We start from the raw sequence: 20147 nt of genomic DNA on the forward strand, positions 1-20147 counted from the left end.
ACCAGCGGTCGTACGCAGCAGACTCAGGAGGTTCGTGGCGCCCGCCCCTCACACCCTCCGGCTCTCCCCCGGCCCCAAGTACAGCTCAGGCATCCCACCCGTATCGACCACCAACCGCTGCACCACCACCGTCGGATCCACCATCCAGAACGTCAGCCGGTGCACCCCCGCCGAGCTCACCATGTGCCGCGTAGCCGTCCGGTTGGCATTGTCCGACGTGTTCCGGGCCCACACCGCGTTCAGCGCCCCGTCGTCCGCCCCCGCCGTGATGTCCACCGTCCGGATCGGGCCGTCGTCCAGGGAGACCCCGTAGCTCAGGCCCGTCACCCCCGGCAGCGCCGGGTTACGAGGCGAGACGTACGCCCACACCGTCACCTCCCCGGGACCGGACAGCAGGCTCACCTCGTACTCCAACCTCGGCGAAGAGCCGCCCGGGGTCACGCTCGGGGCCGTCACCGGCCACGGAGTCATCCCCGACCCCGTCCGCCCGATGCCGTCCAGCCGGCGCCAATCGCCCACCGCACGGTCGTAGTGCTCCGCGTCGATCGCCACATACCCGCCCGCCTCCACAAAGCCCCGCAGCCCCGCAGCCGGCGCCCCCTCCGCCACACACCGCACCGTCACCGACGCCCCGGCGCCCGTCACCGTCAGCGCCCCCTCGGCCCCACCGGAAGGAGCCCGGGACCAGTCCACCCGGACCTCCACCCGCACCTGCTGGTCCACCCGCCCCCGAGGCCGGTCCACCACCAGCCACGGCACCGACGACCGGACCTCGTACTCGAACGGCGTACGACCCCTGTTGAAGATCTCCACGTACTGCTGCGGACGCGTCTGGTACCGGCTGAACGGCGGAAGCGAGGCCTGCGGCCGGGAGGAACCCCCCGGCCACCATTCCCCCGCGTCCTCCGCCCCGTCCACCGACACGCCCAGGTCCGCGCCCGAAGGCACCTCGATCCGCCGTACCGCCGGGAACAGGACATCCGGCAGCGCCACGTTGTCCTTCTCCGGCTGCTGCCAGCCCGCGTTCGGGCCATAGCGGTCCACGTCGCCGTAGTCGATGTGCGGCTGGGTCTGGAAGCCCTTCCATTTGCCGCCCGCCACCTGCGAGTTGAAGCGGTCCGCCAGCGCGAAGTCCCGCGCCAGGGCCGCTTCCGCCTGCGCCGCGCGGTCGTTCGTCGCCGCCCGGCCCTGACCGGCGTACAGCAGATTCGTGAACTCCGCCGCCCGCAGGCCGTACAGATTCGCCGTCGCCGTCACCTCGTAGCCGACCAGCTCGTACCAGGCGTCCTGAAGTTCACCCGGCAGCCGGCGGGCGATACGTTCCGCCCGGTCACCCAGCATCCGCCACTCCGCCGTCACCCGCTCCAGCTCCCGGTGCGCGAAGTAGTACGGGGTCCGCTGGTCGTCGTAGACCACCTTGCCGTCCACCATCGTGATCCGGCGGTTCAGGAGCTCCGGTTTGCGGCGGGCCTGGAGGCGGCCGTACGCCGCCAGTACCGACGCGATCTCGCGCGCCGAGGTCTCCCCGAAGTTCTGGCGGGCGTAGCGCTCCTCCCACTCGCCCACACGCTCCAGCGGCCACGCCTCGGGGTTCCAGGCGTACGACAGGAAGAACTCCGTCGGCAGTTCGTTGCCCTTCAGGTCGCCCACGTTCGCCACCCACAGCCCGTGGTTGCCGTAGGCGTGGGCCTGGTGGAGCTGGTCCCAGACGTTGCGTACGTTGGCCGTGTCGACCCACTTGTAGTTGCGGCCCGCGCCCACGTAGTCGAAGTGGTAGTACAGGCCGAAGCCGCCGGTCCGAGTGCCGTCCGGGTGTTTGCGGATGTTGCCCCAGTTGTCGTCCGTGAGGACCACCGTGACGTCGTCCGGGGCGCGCAGGCCGCGGTCCCAGTACCGCTGCACCTCCTTGTACAACGTCCACACCTGGGGGGTCTCGGCGGCCGGCTTCCCCGTCACCTCCTCGATGATCTTCCGCTGGTCGGCGATGATCTGCTCCATCAGCTCGATGCCGTCGCCGTCGGGCAGGCCCGTGTCGCCGTTGCCCCGCATGCCGAGCGTGACGACGCCCTCGAAGCCCTGGTCCACCATGCGCTGGATGCCGGCTCGCCAGTACGCGCGGATCGCTTCGGCATTGCGCCGGTACGACCACTCACCCGTGCCCCCGTAGGGGTCGTGACCGGGGCTCGCGTGGCGGTTCCACTCCTCGATGCCCCGCATCATCGGCGCCTCATGGGATGTGCCCATGACAATGCCGCACTCCGCCGCCCGCCGATGGTTCTCCGGGTCGTCCTCCGCGAAGGCCCGGCCCCACACCGCCGGCCACAGGTAGTTCCCCTTCAGGCGGAGCAGGACCTCGAAGACCTTCTCGTAGAAGGCCGAGTTGAAGCCCCCGGGATAGCCAGGAGCCTTCCCGGGGCCGAAGTACGCCGGTGCCCACGTGCCGAGTGCCGGATTCTCGTCGTTGATGAAGAAACCCCGGTACTTCACCGCCGGAGTGCCCTGCGTGTAGCGGCCGGCCCGCACCCACACCCGGGACCGGCGCACCGGCGGCACGTCGTCCCACCAGTGCCACGGTGAGACGCCGATGCCGTACGAGACGTCGTACGCGCCGAAGATCGTGCCGCGCGGATCGCTGCCCGCGATGACGAACGCCCGCTCCACGCCGGGCATCGGGTGGTCCACGACCGTCTGCAGCGAGGTCTCCCACCGGCCGCGCACACCCGTCACGTCCAGCTTCCCGGACCGCACCAGGCCGTCGATCAGCGGGCTGCGGCCGATCGTGCCCAGCAGCACCGGGAAGCGCCCCGTCGTCGTCCCCGGACGGATGCCCGTCACGCGCGCGATGTCGTCCCGCAGGTCCCCTGCCACCCGTACGACCCCGGGGTGATCCTCCGGGCTGACCACTACGGGCGCGCCGACGAGCGAGAAGTCCCCGCCGGTGAAGGAGATGTACGAGCCCGGGTCCGTGACCCGAGGACCAGGACCCCCGGCACCTGCTGCGAACGCGGGCCCCGAAGCCAGCACCGGCACAGCGGCCAGCCCCGCTCCCAGCACCGTTCTGCGCGCCACGGACATACGTCCCCCTCCGGCTCCTATTTGCTCAGCGGCATGACAAATAGTGAGGGGAGTGACCCGTAGGGGGAACGGGTCGTACGCGACGAATACTTTCGACAACGCGGAAGAGGCCCGTACGACCGGAGTCGTACGGGCCTCTTGCCTTGGTCAGTCAGTGACCCTCAAGCAAGCGGAACTTACTTGACGATCTTGGTGACCTGGCCGGCGCCCACGGTGCGGCCACCCTCACGGATGGCGAACTTCAGGCCCTCCTCCATGGCGACGGGCTGGATGAGCTCCACCTTCATGTCGGTGTTGTCACCCGGCATGACCATCTCGGTGCCCTCGGGGAGGGTCACCACGCCGGTCACGTCCGTCGTACGGAAGTAGAACTGCGGGCGGTAGTTGTTGAAGAACGGCGTGTGGCGGCCACCCTCGTCCTTGGACAGGATGTACGCCGTGGCCTCGAACTCCGTGTGCGGGGTGACCGAGCCCGGCTTGATGATGACCTGGCCGCGCTCGACGTCCTCGCGCTTGATGCCACGGAGCAGCAGACCGACGTTCTCACCGGCCTGGCCCTCGTCGAGCAGCTTGCGGAACATCTCGATGCCGGTGACCGTGGTGGTGGTCTTCTCGGTCTTGATGCCGATGATGTCGACGGTCTCGTTGACCTTCAGGACACCACGCTCGATACGGCCGGTGACGACCGTACCGCGACCGGTGATCGTGAAGACGTCCTCGATCGGCATCAGGAACGGCTTGTCGACGTCACGCTCGGGCTGCGGGATGGACTCGTCGACAGCCTTCATCAGGTTGAGGACCGAGCCGACCCACTCCGAGTCGCCCTCAAGGGCCTTCAGAGCGGAGACCTTGACGACCGGGACGTCGTCGCCCGGGAACTCGTACTCGGAGAGGAGCTCACGGACCTCAAGCTCGACGAGCTCCAGGATCTCCTCGTCGTCCACCATGTCGGCCTTGTTCAGGGCGACAACGATGTACGGAACGCCGACCTGGCGGGCCAGGAGCACGTGCTCCTTGGTCTGCGGCATCGGGCCGTCGGTGGCGGCAACCACGAGGATCGCGCCGTCCATCTGCGCGGCACCCGTGATCATGTTCTTGATGTAGTCCGCGTGACCCGGGCAGTCGACGTGGGCGTAGTGACGCGCCTCGGTCTGGTACTCGACGTGCGCGATGGAGATGGTGATACCGCGCTGGCGCTCCTCGGGCGCCTTGTCGATGTTGTCGAACGGGGTGGCCTCGTTCAGGTCCGGGTACGCGTCGTGCAGCACCTTGGTAATGGCGGCCGTGAGGGTCGTCTTACCGTGGTCGATGTGACCGATGGTGCCGATGTTGACGTGCGGCTTAGTCCGCTCGAACTTCGCCTTCGCCACTGGGGTCCTCCTGTGGAGTGGTTCTGTACGCCTTACTTCATCGGCGCCAGGTGATCTTTGCTGTAAAGGCCCGGAACCGGGGGCAAACATCCGGGTTTACGGCTGTTTGCCCCTTGAGGCTCCGGAGTCAAGCCTACGGCGTGTGAACGCGGTGCGTTACTCGCCCTTGGCCTTCGCGATGATCTCCTCGGCGACGTTCCGCGGAACCTCGGCGTAGGAGTCGAACTGCATGGAGTAGCTGGCGCGGCCGGACGTCTTGCTGCGCAGGTCGCCGACGTAACCGAACATCTCCGAGAGGGGCACGAGACCCTTCACGACGCGGGCACCGGCCCGCTCCTCCATGGCCTGGATCTGGCCACGGCGGGAGTTGATGTCGCCGATGACCTCACCCATGTAGTCCTCGGGCGTGGTGACCTCGACGGCCATCATCGGCTCAAGGAGCACGGGCGAAGCCTTGCGCGCGGCCTCCTTGAAGGCCTGCGAACCGGCGATCTTGAAGGCGAGCTCGGAGGAGTCGACCTCGTGGTAGGCACCGTCGTGCAGGATCACGCGGACACCGGTCATCTCGTAACCGGCGAGGATGCCGAACTGCATGGCCTCCTGCGCACCGGCGTCGACCGAAGGGATGTACTCCTTCGGGATACGACCACCGGTCACCTTGTTCACGAACTCGTACGAGGTGTCGCCACCCTCAAGCGGCTCGATGCCGATCTGCACCTTCGCGAACTGACCGGTACCACCGGTCTGCTTCTTGTGGGTGAAGTCGACGCGCTCGACGGCCTTGCGGATCGTCTCGCGGTACGCCACCTGCGGCTTGCCGACGTTGGCCTCGACCTTGAACTCACGGCGCATACGGTCGACCAGCACCTCAAGGTGCAGCTCGCCCATACCACCGATGATGGTCTGGCCGGTCTCCTCGTCCGAGTGGACCTGGAAGGACGGGTCCTCCTCGGCCAGGCGCTGGATCGCGACGCCCAGCTTCTCCTGGTCGCCCTTCGACTTGGGCTCGATGGCGACCTGGATGACCGGCGCCGGGAAGTCCATGGACTCCAGGATGACCGGGTTCTTGTCGTCGGACAGCGTCTCACCGGTGGTGGTCTGCTTCAGGCCCATGACGGCGACGATGTCGCCGGCGCCCACCGACTCGATCTCCTCACGCTTGTTGGCGTGCATGCGGTAGATCTTGCCGATGCGCTCCTTCTTGCCCTTGACGGAGTTCAGCACCGAAGAGCCGGACTCCAGGCGGCCCGAGTAAACCCGGACGAAGGTGAGCTTGCCGAGGTGCGGGTCGCTCATGATCTTGAACGCCAGCGCGGACAGCGGCTCGTCGTCGGACGGCTTGCGCTTGATGACGACCTCGGCGTCCTTGACGTCGTGGCCCTCGATGGCCTCGATGTCGACCGGGGACGGCAGGTAGCGCACGACCGCGTCGAGCAGGGGCTGGACGCCCTTGTTCTTGAACGCGGTGCCACAGAACACCGGGGTGACCGTGGTGTCCTTGGACTTGCCGGACGCGATGGTGATGCGACGGATCGCGGCGTACAGCTGCTCCTCGGTGGGCTCCTGGCCCTCCAGGTACAGCTCCATGATCTCTTCGTCGTTCTCGGCCACGGCCTCGACGAGCTTGCCGCGCCACTCCTCGGCAGCCTCGGTGTGGGTGTCCGGGATGTCGACGACGTCGTACATCTCGCCCTTGGTCGCCTCGGCGGACCACACGAGCGCCTTCATGCGGACCAGGTCCACAACGCCCTTGAAGTCGGCCTCAGCACCGATCGGCAGCTGCATGACCAGCGGCTGCGCACCCAGGCGGTCCGAGATCATGTCGACGCAGCGGTGGAACTCGGCACCGGTGCGGTCGAGCTTGTTCACGAAGCAGATACGCGGCACGCCGTAGCGGTCCGCCTGACGCCACACCGTCTCGGACTGGGGCTCGACGCCGGCGACGCCGTCGAACACCGTCACGGCACCGTCGAGCACACGCAGGGAACGCTCCACCTCGACGGTGAAGTCGACGTGGCCCGGCGTGTCGATGATGTTGATGGTGTGGTCGACGTCTTCCAGCGGCCAGTGGCAGGTGGTGGCAGCAGAGGTGATCGTGATGCCACGCTCCTGCTCCTGCTCCATCCAGTCCATGGTGGCAGCGCCGTCGTGGACCTCACCGATCTTGTAAGACACACCGGTGTAGAACAGGATCCGCTCGGTGGTGGTCGTCTTGCCCGCGTCGATGTGGGCCATGATCCCGATGTTGCGGACCTTGGCCAGGTCAAGTGAAGTGGTAGCCATAAGGCTTCAGTCTTCTCTCGGTCTCGATGTGGGTAGCGACTACCAGCGGTAGTGCGCGAAGGCCTTGTTGGACTCGGCCATCTTGTGCGTGTCCTCGCGCTTCTTGACGGCCGCACCGAGGCCGTTCGAAGCGTCGAGAAGCTCGTTGAGCAGACGCTCGGTCATGGTCTTCTCGCGACGGGCGCGGGAGTAACCGACCAGCCAGCGCAGCGCCAGGGTGTTGGCACGGCCGGGCTTGACCTCGACCGGGACCTGGTAGGTGGCGCCACCGACACGGCGGGACTTGACCTCAAGGGTCGGCTTGATGTTCTCCAGAGCGCGCTTCAGCGTGATGACCGGGTCGTTGCCGGTCTTCTCGCGCAGGCCCTCCATGGCACCGTAGACGATGCGCTCGGCGGTGGAGCGCTTGCCGTTCAGCAGCACCTTGTTGATGAGCGACGTGACCAGAGGAGAACCGTAGACCGGGTCGATGATGACCGGGCGCTTCGGGGCGGGGCCCTTACGAGGCATTCTTACTTCTCCTTCTTGGCGCCGTAGCGGGAACGGGCCTGCTTGCGGTTCTTGACACCCTGGGTGTCGAGGGAGCCACGGATGATCTTGTAGCGAACACCCGGCAGGTCCTTCACACGGCCGCCGCGCACGAGCACGATGGAGTGCTCCTGCAGGTTGTGTCCCTCACCCGGAATGTAAGCGGTGACCTCGATGCCGCTGGTCAGACGCACACGCGCGACCTTACGCAGGGCCGAGTTCGGCTTCTTCGGGGTGGTCGTGAACACACGCGTGCAGACGCCGCGACGCTGAGGAGAACCCTCAAGTGCGGGCGTCTTGTTCTTCTCGACCTTGTCCTGCCGGCCCTTGCGGACCAGCTGCTGGATCGTAGGCACTACTTCTCCGGTTTCTGTGTGCCGATGGGTACAGCTAACCTGGGACGTCACCGACCCACGCGGTCGGGTGTGTCGAATCCCGCGGACCCTTGCCGCCAGGCGAAAAGGACGCAGATCACGGTGGCCATATCACGGCTCGCCATGCGGTTGAAGGCACGCACGAGAGCCAGGGCACACCCCAGGCACAAGGTCTGAGCGTACCTACCTCACGGACTTCGGTCAAAACAAATGGCGCGGCCCCCGACACGCCGGACTTCTCACCTCGTAAGCCAGCTTTCGCCCCAGTTGTCCGATGGCCTCGCTCCAGCCGCCCCGGCGCCGCGTCACAGCAGGTCGGAGGGGCCTTCGGCGCCCTTGGGACAGAGGCTGGCCGGTTTACGCTCTTGCGGGTCGGGGGCGGGGTGCGCTTTCAGTACGTTGATCCGTCCGCTGCGGGTGAACAATTCGGGGGCCGGCATGACGAGCACGTGGACGAGCGCTTATGCACGGGACGACGGTGGCCTGGACGACCGGGTGCCCTTCCTGGCGAGGCTGGAGACGGAGGACCGGGCCGCGCTGCTGGCGCTCGGCCGGGAGCTGGCCTACACCGCCCGGACGGTCCTCATCCACCAGCACGAGCCGTCCTCACACGTGCTCTTCCTGCTCACGGGCTGGACCAAGGTGACGGCGGCGGCCGCCAACGGCTACGAGGCGCTGCTCGCGCTGCGCGGCCCCGGGGACATCGTCGGCGAGTCGGCCGCGCTCACCGGACGGCCGCGCTCGGCGACGGTGACCGCGCTGGAGCCGGTGCGGTCGCTGGCCGTGGAGCACGAGAAGTTCCGCGGCTTCCTGCAGGGCTCCCCCGCCGCGTCCTTCGCCCTGCTGGGCCTGACCGCCGACCGCACCCGTGCGGCCGACCGCCGCCGCCTGGAGTTCGCCTCCATGAACGTGCGCGAGCGCCTCGCCGTCCTCCTCCTGGACCTGGCCCGCACCCACGGCCGCCGTACCGAGGAGGGCATCGAGGTCTCGATCCCCCTGAGCAAACAGGAACTGGCCGGCTCGGTCGGCGCCTCCCGCGAAATGGTCCAGCGCCTCCTGAAGGAACTCCGCGACAAACAAGCGGTCACCACAGGCCGCCGAGCCCTCCTGATCCACCGCCCCGACATCCTGCGCCGCATAGCCTCCACGGCCGCGGCACCAGAGGTCCAGGGAATACCGGGGATCCCTTCACCGGCGGGGCCGACGGAGGGTGAGGGCGGGGGGCGAACGCCGGGTTAGGGCGGGGTTCTGGGGCTTCTGGGATTCGGCTGCTTCCTGGCTTCCCTGGCTTCCGGGGCTTCCAGGCTTCCTGAGATTCCAGGCTTCCTGAGATTCCAGGGATCCCCGCGGCATCGGGGGCGCCTGGGGTGTGAGGGGCGGCAGGCCTGGACCGCGTGGATGAGGTGACAGGCCGATGGTCGACCACCGCCGTGCACCCGCACCAGTCCTCCGGGCGCGGCAGCCGCCGGATTTCAGGTGCCCGAGAACCTGACTGGCCGACGTACCCGACCAGCCACCCGGCCCTGCCGCCCGCAGGGTGACTTCGGCCCCCGGGTTCACTCTGTGCACACGGTCACACTTCGACTGCGTCATCCGCCCTCACAGCGGACGCCGTCGGGCCGTCACTCTGCTGGTCTGCACGGCGGAACCCCCCGAGAGGCGACCATGACCGACCCCGTGAGCCGGACGATCCTGTTGCTGGACATCGAGCGGTTCAGCGACCGCGACGACGTGGAGCAGGCCTATCTGCGGCGGATGCTCTACGACCTCACCGACCGCGCCCTGGAGCGCGCCGGCATCGACGAGACGCGGCGGCTGCGGGCCGACCGCGGGGACGCGGTGATGGAGCTGATCGACGCGAACGCCTCGGTCACCGCGCTGCTGCGGGTCCTGCTCACGGAGGTCCCGGCCGAGCTGCGCACCGTCAACCGCATGGCCTCCCGCTCCGCGCAGATGCGGCTGCGCGGTGTCGTCGCCACCGGCTATGTCGCCGTGGACGAGCACGACGGCTGGGTCGGCTCCGACCTGAACCACGCCTGCCGGCTGCTGGACGCCGGCCTGCTGCGCCAGGCCCTGCGCGAGCGCACCGACGACTTCGCCCTGTGCGTCTCGGACGCCCTGTACACCGGCGTGGTCCGCCACGACCACCCCGGCGTCCCCGCCACCGACTTCCGCCCGGTGACGGTGGACAGCAAGAACGGCCCGTTGCGGGCCTGGCTGCACGGGCCGCTGCCCGTCGGCCGGGACCTGCAGGGGGAGCACGGCCACGGTGAGACGGGGGAGGTGCCGGGCGGGTCGGGGGACCGCCCGGCACCGGCCGTCCCCCTCCCGGACGGCCCCGGTCGGTCCGCAGGACCCTCCGTCACGATCCACGGCGGCACCTTCAGCGGCGGAGTGATCGGCGGCAACCAGTACGGCGGCATCAGCGGCGGCCACTTCAGCGGCAACGTCTCCTTCGGCGAGCGTGACGGGGACCGCGGGCGGGGTGAGGGCGCGTGAGCACGCCGGAGGCACAGGCCCCGCCCCGCCCCGCCACCACGCCCCCGCCCGAGCCGGCCGCGGACGAGCCCAGGCCCGGTGACGGCACCGCGGACCAGGGCGAGACCGAGGAGCGGGACCAGCCGCAGGACTCCTGGTCGGCGCGGCGCGACCTGGTCGACCACAGCCCGCGCACCATGAACGTCGGCGCCCGCGCCCGCTTCAGCGGCGGCCTGCTCGGCGGCGACCAGCACGGCGGCATCAGCGGCGGCCACTTCACCGGCGACGTCTTCCTCGGCAGCAAGACCGAGGTCTACCAGGTCTCCGTACCGGGCGGCGCCGCCGCGGCCTCCGGCGAGGTGCCCGAGGCCACCCTGCAGGAGCTGGCCCACGACTTCGCGGCCGACGAGCCGCTGATGCAGCGCCTGCTGCACCGGCTGCGCGAGGACCGGGTCCTGGTGCTGTCCGGCGGCCGCTTCACCGGTCGGCGCACGGCCGCGCTGATGCTGCTGCACCGCCTCGGCGCCCTGCCCGTGCGCACCCTCGTCCGCGACACCACCGCCGGCAGCCTCGCCGACCAGTTCAGCGGAGAGCAGGGCAAGGACAAGACTCGCGGGCATGTGCTCTGCGATCTCGCCCCGCGCCGCGACGAACCACTGCGCTGGACCCATCTGCTCGCCGTCCGCGAGCGCCTCGCCGAACGCGACGCCTACCTCGTCGTCACCCTGGACCCCGGCGCCGCGCTGGACGACGTGACCGCCGAGGAGTGGCACCCGCCGGCCGCCACCGACGTACTCGCCGCCCACCTGCGTGCCCGCACCGACGAGGAGACCGCCGGAAAGCTGCTCCGCCTGCCGCAGGTCACCGAGTTCCTCCGGCACAGCCACCAGCCGCGCGAGGCCGCCGCGTTCGCCCGCCTGCTCGCCCGGTACGCGACCGGAGACGCCGCCGAGGCCGCCGTAGGACAGTTCTCGCTGGTGTCGCTGGAGAAGCAGGTCCAGGAGTGGTTCGAGGCGGAGGAGGCCGCGCTGCACCTGAGGGACAAGGCGTTCCTCGTCGCCCTCGCCGCCTTCGACGGGGGGCCGTACGCCCTCACCGCCGAACTCAGCGACCTGCTCTACCGTTTCCTGCAGGAGACCGAGAACCCGGCCCAGGTCCCCGAGGTCCCCGTGTTCGGCACACACGTCGGCAAGCGGCTGCAACTGGCGCGGGCGCGCACCTACTGGGAGCCCGAACACACCGAGTGGGGCCCGGTCGACCAGCAGAAGGCCGCGTTCCGCGACGAGCGCGCCTCGCTGGTGCTGCTGCGCGAGGTGTGGACCGGACACCCCTCCGCCCGCCCGGCACTGATCCGCTGGCTGCGGCAACTCGCCGACGACGGACGGCCGTTGGTGCGCACCCGGGCCGCCTCCACGGTCGCCGTCCTCGCCCGTACCGACCTGCCGTCCGCGATGGCGCTGGTCATCGAGCCGTGGGGCACTTCCAAGCGGTACCGGCACCGGCTTGTCGCGGTCAACGCGCTCGCCCTGGCCCACCTGGTCGGCACGCCCAACATCCCGCGCATCCTCGACAACTGGTGCGAGGACGGCCCCCCGTCGCTGCGCTGGGTGGCCGTCCGGGCGTACGGACTGATCGGGGCCGAGCGCCCGGAACAGGCCATGTCCGCACTGCGCCGCGCCGTACGACGGCTGTACGAGGACGCGCCCGACGACATCGACGGCGAACTCGGCGCGGAACTCACCGAGGCCGTCGAGCTGTTGCTGCTGTCCGCGGCGAGCGACCGCGTCCTGGCCGAGCTGCGCGCCCACCTCGACGACGACCGGGCCGTATGCGACCTGGCCCTGGGCGGTTTCGTCAGGGCATGCGGGCGTACCGAGGGCGACGAGCGGTACGGCACTCCGCTCGTCCTCGCCTGGTTCGCCCGCGCGGCCGGCGACGGCGGACCCGCCGCGGAGGGCGTGCCGTTCCTGTGGCGGGCCGCGCTGACCGACCTGGGCACCACAAGGGAGGCGCTGGACGTCCTGCGCACCTGGGTGCTGATCGCCGACCGGTCGCAGTCCACCGAGTGGGCCCTGGCCGCCCTGCTGCCCCTGCTCGTCACCACGACCGCCGACCACCAGCGGCTGAGCCATCTGCTGCGCACCATGCCCGGCGAGGACGGCCCGACCCCGCCCGGGGTCGCCGCCCGCCTCCTGACCGTACTGTCCGACCGCTGACCGCCCCCTGAAACCCTGGACACGACACCATGCCCTCTTTCCGGCAACCCGAGTGGCAGCAGCCCGCCGACCGGCACACCCAGCTGGTCGACCCGGTGCTCACCGTGCGGCAGCTGGCACGCTTCGAGTTCAACTTCCGCTCCCTGGTCCGCGTCGACCACGCCCTCGTCTTCGCCACGCCCAAGGGCTCCTACGAGGCCTATCTGCCGCCGCACCGGCCGACCCGCTCCGAGATCACGGCCAAGCGCTACTCCGCCGTCTACGAGGTGGACATGGGCGTCCACCCGCACACCGCGGTCCTCAACCTGCCCAGCGACAACGACGCCTTCGAGTTCACCGCCGAGGTCGACCTGTCCTGGCAGGTGCTGGACCCGGCCCGGTTCGTGGCGAGCGGCCACCGGGACGTGCCCGCGCTGGTGCTCGGCGAACTCCAGCAGGCGGCCCGGCCGGTGACCCGACGCTTCCCGGTCGCGCAGAGCGCGTCGGCCGAGCAGGAGCTGCTCCAGGCGGTGACCGTGTTGGGCCCGCTCGGGGCGACGGCCGGCCTCCAGGTCACCTGGACCCTGCGGCTGCGCCGCGACCAGGCCGACATCGAGCACCAGCAACGGCTGCGCGCCATCGGCCACTCCGCCACCGAGCAGGCCTACGCGGCCCAGCGCGGCATGGAGGTCGACGTCGAGGTGGACCGTCGGCTGCGCCAGCAGGACGCCCTGCAGATCGAACGGGCCGTCGCCTACGGCACCCAGCAGCACGAGCTGCTCCTCCAGCAGCAGCGCCAGCAGCACGAACTGGCCCTCCAGCAGGGGCGTCAGCAGATCGAGCTGCAGCAGATCGAGGCCCAGAAGATCGCGTTCTACCAGCATCACCTCCAGCAGGGCGGCGTGCACTCCTGGGCCCTGCATCTCGCCCAGCATCCGGAGGACTCCCACCTGGTGATGTCCAGCATGCGCGAGGACCAACTCCGCATGATCCAGGCCCAGATGGACCTGGTGAAGCAGCTGCTGAGCGGCGACACAGCCGAGAACTACGAGCTGGAGGGCCCCAAGCAGCTGGCCCTGCGCACGGTCAGCGACATCCTCAACCAGCGCCTCCCGGGCGTCCCACAGCACCCGCCGCTGCTTCCGGAGGGAGCGGGCGGCGCTCCGGGGTACGCCCCGCAGGTGCCCGGGGGAATCGGCTACGGCGCGCCGACGGGTGCGGTGCCCGGGTACGGCACGCCGGCGGGTGCGGTGCCCGGGTACGGCACGCCGGCGGGTGCGGTGCCCGGCTACGGCACGCCGGCGGGTGCGGTACCCGGCTACGGCACGTCGCCCGCCGCTGCCGTACCGGCCGCACAGCCGTCGCCCACACCGCCGCCGGCCGCACAGCCGTCGGACGCGCCGCCGCCGGCCGGGCCGTCGGACGCACCGCCGACCGGGCAGTCGGCAGCCGGGCAGTCGGTGGCGGTGGGCAAGGGGCCGGCGGACGCGATCCCCCCGGCGACCGCCCCGGCGCCGCAGCCCCTCGGGCCCGCGGCCGCCCCGGCGCCTCCGACGTCCGCGAGCCCACCGTTGCCGCCGGTCCCTCCTGCCGCTCCCGCCACCCCGGCCGCCTCACCTGCGCCGAACACCCCATCGGCACCCCCCGCTCCCCCGGCCACGCCCTACAGCCCGCCGGGGATGCCCGGCCCCTACGCCGCCGTCCCCGGCTTCCCGCCCCCGCCCGCCTACGCCCCACCGCCCCCGGCCTGGCAGCCGCCTCCCGGGTACGGCACGACGCCGACGGTGCCCGATCCGCGTACGGCGGCCGAGACGGACGGTGTGCAGGCGCCCGACGACGACGGTGACGGGAGCGCTCCATGACCACCACGGACCCGCCTCCCCCCGGCACCCCCACCACCGCCGCCCAGCTCTGTGAGCGGCTGCTCGCCGAGACGCGGAGCGAGATCGCGCACGCCGACAACAAGGCCTCGGTCCTGGTCGCCGCGCTCGGTATGACCGCCGGGGTGTTCAGCGCGCTGCTCGCCGGGCGGAGGTGGGGCCCCTCGGAACTGTCCGCCGTGGGCACCGCCATGTGGTGGGCCGGGGCCCTGTCGCTGCTGGTCTCGTTGTTCGCCCTGCTGCTCGCCGTACTGCCCCGCTATCAGCTGGGCACCTGGGCGCCCGGGGAGCCACTGTCGTACTTCGGCGACATCCAACAGGCCGTCGCGCAGGGCCGGTTGGACGACGCCCTCGCCGACACCGTGCGCCGGCCCGCGGTCGGCCTGGCCCGCGCCCTCTCCGAGAACAGCCGTATCGCCGCACGCAAACACCAGTGGATCCGCACCGGACTCCTCGCCTTCTGCGCCGGCACGGTCCTGTTGCCGGCCTCCCTGCTGATCGGCTGAACCGCCCGTCGGCAACCGTCCCCACCGCACGTGAAGGAACGAACGACCGCCATGACCCAGCCTCCGCCGCCACCCCCGGACCACCCCGAGCCATCCTCCCGCCCCCACCCCGAGCCTCCCCCACCGGCGCATCCCGAGACACCACCGCAGTATCCCGAGACACCACCGCAGCACCCCCAGGCCACACCCCCGTACCCGCAGGCCACCGCCTCCGCACCGCCGCAATCCCCAGGGCCCGCCCCGCAGTACCCCGGCTCCGCGCCCCAGTACCCCCAGGCCACCGCCTCCCCACCACCGCAGTACCCGACGGCGGCCCCCCAGTACCCGACGGCGTCACCCCAGTACCCGCAGGCGACGCCCTCGCACCCCCAGGCCACCGCCTCCGCACCCCCACAGCCCCCAGGACCCGCCCCGCAGTACCCGACGGCGGCGCCTCCCACGGCCCCGGCTCCCCCGATGCCCCCGGTGCCCCCGCCCCCGGCCGAGCACCCGCACCACATCGACACCGACCGAGGGCGCGTCTTCGTCTCCGCCAAGCAGCGGCAGACGGATGCCACAGCCGTCGGAAACCTGCTGCTGCACGTGCCCAACTTCCTGTGCAGCCTGTTCGTCGTCGCCCTGGTCTCGCTGTTCTTCGGCGGCTTCGGCATCGTCGTCATACTCGCCTGGCTCGCCAGCGGCGCACTCGTGTTCCACCGGCCCACCGAGAGCGCCCTCGCGCGCCATGTGCTCCGGCTGCGCTACCCCACTCCACAAGAACGCGCCAAACTCGAACCGGTCTGGCGCGAAGTCACGGCCCGCGCCGGGATCGAGGGCCGGAACTACGAGCTGTGGGTGGAGGACAGCGACGCCCTGAACGCGGTCGCGGCCGCCGGCCACATCGTCGGGGTCACCCGCTTCGCCATGCACGGGCTGCCCAACGGCGAGCTGGCCGCCGTCATGGCGCACGAGCTGGGCCACCATGTCGGCGGCCACGCCTGGTCCTCGCTGCTCGGCTACTGGTACGCCCTGCCCGGCCGGGTGGCCTGGCGGGTGCTGAAGGCGTGCTCCGGCTTCATGTTCAAGGTCTCGCGCGCCTTCGGCTGCTTCGGCATCGGCTTTCTCGTCCTCGTCGTCGGCAGTGTCGGACTGGCCACGATCAGCAGTCTCTACGGCCTGCCCCTGCTGATCCTGGCCGTGCCGTACGCGCTGGCCGCCGTGGGCCGCCGGTCCGAGCTGCGGGCCGACGAGCACGCCGCCGCGCTCGGCTTCGCCCCGATGCTGGCGGCCGTGCTCGACAAGATGCACCAGCAGGAGCAGTGGCAGCAGGCGCAGCTGGCCGCGCGGAACGGCGGGCGGCCGGTCGAGGAGAGCACGCCGGCCCGGCTGCTCGCGTCCCACCCGGACTACTACACGCGGCTGCACCACCTCCAGCCGTACCTTCAGTCCCCCCAGACCCCCTGAGCATGCCGAAGGGCGGCCACCCCCGTACGGGAGTGGCCGCCCTTCATGCTGCTCGCTTACTGGTTGTACGGACCGTAGTCGTAGTCCTCCAGCGGAACGGCCTGGCCGGAGCCGGTGCCGAACGGCGAGTAGTCGATGTCGTCGTAGCCGACGGCCGAGTACATCGCGGCCTTGGCCTCCTCGGTCGGCTCGACCCGGATGTTGCGGTAGCGGGACAGACCCGTACCGGCCGGGATGAGCTTACCGATGATGACGTTCTCCTTGAGGCCGATGAGGCTGTCGGACTTGGCGTTGATCGCCGCGTCCGTCAGGACTCGGGTCGTCTCCTGGAAGGAGGCGGCCGACAGCCAGGACTCCGTCGCCAGCGAGGCCTTGGTGATACCCATCAGCTGCGGACGACCGGAGGCCGGGTGACCGCCCTCCTGGACCACACGACGGTTCTCGGTCTCGAACTTCGAGCGCTCGACCAGCTCGCCGGGCAGCAGCTCGGCGTCGCCGGACTCGATGATCGTCACACGGCGGAGCATCTGCCGGATGATGATCTCGATGTGCTTGTCGTGGATCGACACACCCTGCGAGTTGTACACCTTCTGGACCTCGCCGACCAGGTGGACCTGGACGGCACGCTGACCCAGGATGCGCAGCACGTCGTGCGGGTTGGTGGCACCCACGGTGAGCTGCTGGCCCACCTCGACGTGGTCGCCCTCGCGGACCAGGACCTTGGCACGCTTCGAGATCGGGAACGCCGTCTCGTCGCTGCCGTCGTCCGGGGTGACGACGATCTTCTTGGTCTTCTCGGTCTCCTCGATCCGGATGCGGCCGGAGGCCTCGGAGATCGGGGCGACACCCTTCGGGGTACGGGCCTCGAAGAGCTCGACGACACGCGGCAGACCCTGGGTGATGTCGTCACCGGCCACACCACCGGTGTGGAAGGTACGCATCGTCAGCTGGGTACCGGGCTCACCGATGGACTGGGCGGCGATGATGCCGACCGCCTCGCCGATGTCCACCAGCTTGCCGGTGGCCAGCGAGCGGCCGTAGCACATCGCGCAGGTGCCGACGGCGGACTCGCAGGTCAGGACCGAGCGGGTCTTGACCTCCTCGACGCCACGGGCGACCAGCTCGTCGATGAGGACGTCACCGAGGTCGGTGCCGGCCGGGGCCAGGACCTGGCCGTCGACCACGATGTCCTCGGCGAGGCAGCGCGCGTACACGGACGTCTCGACGTCGTCCGCCTTGCGCAGCACGCCGTCCGCGCCCCGCTCCGCGATCTTGAGCTTGAGGCCGCGCTCGGTGCCGCAGTCCTCCTCGCGGATGATGACGTCCTGGGAGACGTCGACCAGACGACGGGTGAGGTAACCCGAGTCGGCGGTACGCAGAGCGGTGTCCGCCAGACCCTTACGGGCACCGTGCGTGGAGATGAAGTACTCCAGCACGGACAGGCCCTCACGGAAGGACGCCTTGATCGGACGCGGGATGGTCTCGTTCTTCGCGTTCGACACCAGACCACGCATACCGGCGATCTGCCGCATCTGCATCATGTTTCCTCGGGCACCCGAGTCAACCATCATGAAGATGGGGTTGGTCTTGGGGAAGTTCTCGTTCATCGCCTCGGCGACCTCGTTGGTCGCCTTGGTCCAGATCGCGATGAGCTCCTGCGTGCGCTCTTCCTTGGTGATCAGACCGCGCTCGTACTGCTTCTGGACCTTCTCGTCCTGCGCCTCGTAGCCCTTGACGATCTCCTTCTTCGCCTCGGGAACGACGACGTCGGAGATGGCGACGGTGACACCGGAACGGGTCGCCCAGTAGAAGCCGGACGCCTTCAGGTTGTCGAGCGTCGCCGCCACGATGACCTTGGGGTAACGCTCGGCCAGGTCGTTGACGATCTCGGAGAGCTGCTTCTTGCCCACCGAGTAGTCGACGAACGGGTAGTCCTCGGGCAGCAGCTCGTTGAAGAGCGCGCGGCCCAGGGTGGTGCGCAGGCGGAACGAGTCACCCTGCTGCCACTCGGGCTCGCCCTCCTCGCGGGCCGGCGGGGTCCAGCCGCGCGGCGGGATGGTGCCCACCGGGAAGCGGATGTCCACGGCCGACTGGAGCGCCAGCTCGCCGGCGTCGAACGCCATGATCGCCTCGGCCGTGGAGCCGAACGCACGGCCCTCGCCCTTGACGTCACGCAGCTCGCCGTCGGTGGTGAGGAAGAACAGACCGAGGACCATGTCCTGGGTCGGCATCGTCACCGGGCGGCCGTCGGCCGGCTTGAGGATGTTGTTCGAGGACAGCATCAGGATGCGGGCCTCGGCCTGCGCCTCCGCGGACAGCGGCAGGTGCACGGCCATCTGGTCACCGTCGAAGTCCGCGTTGAACGCGGTGCAGACGAGCGGGTGGATCTGGATGGCCTTGCCCTCGACCAGCTGCGGCTCGAAGGCCTGGATGCCGAGGCGGTGCAGGGTGGGCGCACGGTTCAGCAGCACCGGGTGCTCGGCGATGACCTCTTCGAGGACGTCGTACACGACGGTGCGGCCGCGCTCCACCATGCGCTTGGCGGACTTGATGTTCTGCGCGTGGTTCAGGTCGACCAGGCGCTTCATCACGAACGGCTTGAACAGCTCCAGCGCCATCGCCTTGGGCAGACCGCACTGGTGCAGCTTCAGCTGCGGGCCGACGACGATGACGGAACGCGCCGAGTAGTCGACTCGCTTGCCGAGCAGGTTCTGACGGAAGCGGCCCTGCTTGCCCTTGAGCATGTCGGACAGCGACTTCAGCGGACGGTTGCCGGGGCCCGTGACCGGGCGACCACGACGGCCGTTGTCGAAGAGCGCGTCGACGGCCTCCTGGAGCATGCGCTTCTCGTTGTTCACGATGATCTCGGGCGCACCGAGGTCGAGAAGGCGCTTCAGGCGGTTGTTGCGGTTGATGACACGGCGGTACAGGTCGTTCAGGTCGGAGGTCGCGAAGCGGCCACCGTCCAGCTGCACCATCGGACGCAGGTCCGGCGGGATCACCGGGACGCAGTCCAGGACCATGCCCTTGGGGCTGTTGGACGTCTGCAGGAACGCGGAGACGACCTTCAGGCGCTTGAGGGCACGGGTCTTCTTCTGGCCCTTGCCGGTGCGGATGATCTCGCGGAGGCGCTCGGCCTCCTCCTCCAGGTCGAAGGACTCCAGGCGCTTCTGCAGCGCCGCGGCGCCCATCGAGCCGTCGAAGTACGTGCCGAAGCGGTCACGCAGCTCGCGGTAGAGCAGCTCGTCGCCCTCCAGGTCCTGGACCTTGAGGTTCTTGAACCGGGCCCACACCTCGTCGAGGCGGTCGATCTCGCGCTGCGCACGGTCGCGCAGCTGCTTCATCTCGCGCTCGGCACCCTCGCGCACCTTGCGGCGCACGTCGGCCTTGGCACCCTCGGCCTCCAGCTCGGCCAGGTCGGCCTCAAGCTTCTTGGCGCGGGCCTCCAGGTCGGCGTCGCGGCGGTTCTCGATCTGCTGGCGCTCGACCGAGACGTGCGCCTCCAGGGAGGGCAGGTCGCGGGTACGGCGCTCCTCGTCGACGTACGTGATCATGTACGCCGCGAAGTAGATGACCTTCTCAAGGTCCTTGGGAGCCAGGTCGAGCAGGTAGCCCAGCCGGCTCGGGACACCCTTGAAGTACCAGATGTGCGTGACGGGAGCGGCCAGCTCGATGTGGCCCATCCGCTCACGGCGCACCTTGGCGCGCGTGACCTCGACGCCACAGCGCTCGCAGATGATGCCCTTGAAGCGGACGCGCTTGTACTTGCCGCAGTAGCACTCCCAGTCCCGGGTCGGACCGAAGATCTTCTCGCAGAAGAGTCCGTCCTTTTCGGGCTTCAGGGTGCGGTAGTTGATGGTCTCGGGCTTCTTGACCTCGCCGTGGCTCCACTGACGGATGTCGTCAGCGGTGGCCAGGCCGATCCGGAGCTCGTCGAAGAAGTTGACGTCGAGCACTATGCGTCAATCCCTCTCAGGGTCGAAAGTCTTTGGTCTGAAACGGGGGCCTGGGGGTC

The 20147-nt window shown here is 69.8% G+C and carries 12 protein-coding genes; 6 read left to right on the forward strand and 6 right to left on the reverse strand.

Annotated elements, in window-relative coordinates:
• Nucleotides 1-48: 48 nt before the first annotated feature.
• From O1G22_RS17130 to rpsL, 5 genes are all read right to left on the reverse strand, one after another.
• Nucleotides 49-3075 (reverse strand): glycosyl hydrolase 115 family protein, encoded by a 3027-nt coding sequence (locus O1G22_RS17130; protein WP_270082141.1) that lies wholly within the window; start codon nt 3073-3075, stop codon nt 49-51.
• Between the two features lie 176 nt (nt 3076-3251).
• Complete coding sequence (gene tuf / locus O1G22_RS17135) at nt 3252-4445, reverse strand: elongation factor Tu (RefSeq protein ID WP_225100422.1); 1194 nt, start codon at nt 4443-4445, stop codon at nt 3252-3254.
• A 156-nt stretch (nt 4446-4601) separates the two neighbouring features.
• Nucleotides 4602-6728, reverse strand: coding sequence for an elongation factor G (gene fusA / locus O1G22_RS17140; protein ID WP_225100424.1), 2127 nt, complete (start codon nt 6726-6728; stop codon nt 4602-4604).
• 39 nt (nt 6729-6767) lie between these two features.
• A complete protein-coding gene (rpsG, locus tag O1G22_RS17145) occupies nt 6768-7238 on the reverse strand; it encodes a 30S ribosomal protein S7 (RefSeq protein WP_003998848.1) in 471 nt (156 codons plus the stop codon).
• A gap of 2 nt (nt 7239-7240) precedes the next feature.
• Nucleotides 7241-7612: a 30S ribosomal protein S12 gene (rpsL, locus tag O1G22_RS17150; protein ID WP_003948652.1), complete on the reverse strand. Its 372-nt coding sequence runs from the start codon at nt 7610-7612 to the stop codon at nt 7241-7243.
• Nucleotides 7613-8068: 456 nt separating this feature from the next.
• Between rpsL and O1G22_RS17155 the strand changes: the two genes are divergently transcribed.
• From O1G22_RS17155 to O1G22_RS17180, 6 genes are all read left to right on the forward strand, one after another.
• Nucleotides 8069-8869 carry a Crp/Fnr family transcriptional regulator gene (locus tag O1G22_RS17155; protein WP_270082142.1) on the forward strand — a complete coding sequence of 267 codons (801 nt, stop codon included), beginning with the start codon at nt 8069-8071 and terminating at the stop codon, nt 8867-8869.
• Between the two features lie 426 nt (nt 8870-9295).
• Nucleotides 9296-10129, forward strand: a complete 834-nt coding sequence (locus tag O1G22_RS17160) for a hypothetical protein (protein WP_270082143.1) — start codon at nt 9296-9298, stop codon at nt 10127-10129.
• Nucleotides 10126-12324 (forward strand): hypothetical protein, encoded by a 2199-nt coding sequence (locus O1G22_RS17165; RefSeq protein ID WP_270082144.1) that lies wholly within the window; start codon nt 10126-10128, stop codon nt 12322-12324. The genes O1G22_RS17160 and O1G22_RS17165 overlap by 4 nt, the downstream gene beginning before the upstream one ends.
• Nucleotides 12325-12353: 29 nt before the next feature.
• Nucleotides 12354-14165 (forward strand): hypothetical protein, encoded by a 1812-nt coding sequence (locus O1G22_RS17170; protein WP_270082145.1) that lies wholly within the window; start codon nt 12354-12356, stop codon nt 14163-14165.
• Nucleotides 14162-14689 (forward strand): Pycsar system effector family protein, encoded by a 528-nt coding sequence (locus O1G22_RS17175; protein ID WP_270082146.1) that lies wholly within the window; start codon nt 14162-14164, stop codon nt 14687-14689. Before O1G22_RS17170 ends, O1G22_RS17175 begins: the two co-directional genes overlap by 4 nt.
• A 51-nt stretch (nt 14690-14740) precedes the next feature.
• A complete protein-coding gene (locus O1G22_RS17180) occupies nt 14741-16132 on the forward strand; it encodes a M48 family metalloprotease (RefSeq protein ID WP_270082147.1) in 1392 nt (463 codons plus the stop codon).
• 56 nt (nt 16133-16188) lie between these two features.
• Here O1G22_RS17180 and O1G22_RS17185 read toward each other — a convergent pair whose 3' ends face one another.
• The gene (locus tag O1G22_RS17185) at nt 16189-20088 is read right to left on the reverse strand and encodes a DNA-directed RNA polymerase subunit beta' (protein ID WP_270082148.1); all 3900 of its coding nucleotides are present in this window, start codon (nt 20086-20088) and stop codon (nt 16189-16191) included.
• Nucleotides 20089-20147 lie beyond the last annotated feature (59 nt).

The sequence above is a fragment of the Streptomyces camelliae genome (assembly GCF_027625935.1).
In the GTDB taxonomy this organism is placed as follows: domain Bacteria; phylum Actinomycetota; class Actinomycetes; order Streptomycetales; family Streptomycetaceae; genus Streptomyces; species Streptomyces camelliae.

What these genes read in the sequence shown, in the direction of transcription:
- O1G22_RS17130 (WP_270082141.1), bottom strand. Translation starts at nt 3,075, where the DNA reads ATGTCCGTGGCGCGCAGAACGGTGCTGGGAGCGGGGCTGGCCGCTGTG.
- O1G22_RS17155 (WP_270082142.1), top strand. Translation starts at nt 8,069, where the DNA reads ATGACGAGCACGTGGACGAGCGCTTATGCACGGGACGACGGTGGCCTG.
- fusA (WP_225100424.1), bottom strand. Translation starts at nt 6,728, where the DNA reads ATGGCTACCACTTCACTTGACCTGGCCAAGGTCCGCAACATCGGGATC.
- O1G22_RS17160 (WP_270082143.1), top strand. Translation starts at nt 9,296, where the DNA reads ATGACCGACCCCGTGAGCCGGACGATCCTGTTGCTGGACATCGAGCGG.
- O1G22_RS17175 (WP_270082146.1), top strand. Translation starts at nt 14,162, where the DNA reads ATGACCACCACGGACCCGCCTCCCCCCGGCACCCCCACCACCGCCGCC.
- O1G22_RS17170 (WP_270082145.1), top strand. Translation starts at nt 12,354, where the DNA reads ATGCCCTCTTTCCGGCAACCCGAGTGGCAGCAGCCCGCCGACCGGCAC.
- O1G22_RS17180 (WP_270082147.1), top strand. Translation starts at nt 14,741, where the DNA reads ATGACCCAGCCTCCGCCGCCACCCCCGGACCACCCCGAGCCATCCTCC.
- rpsG (WP_003998848.1), bottom strand. Translation starts at nt 7,238, where the DNA reads ATGCCTCGTAAGGGCCCCGCCCCGAAGCGCCCGGTCATCATCGACCCG.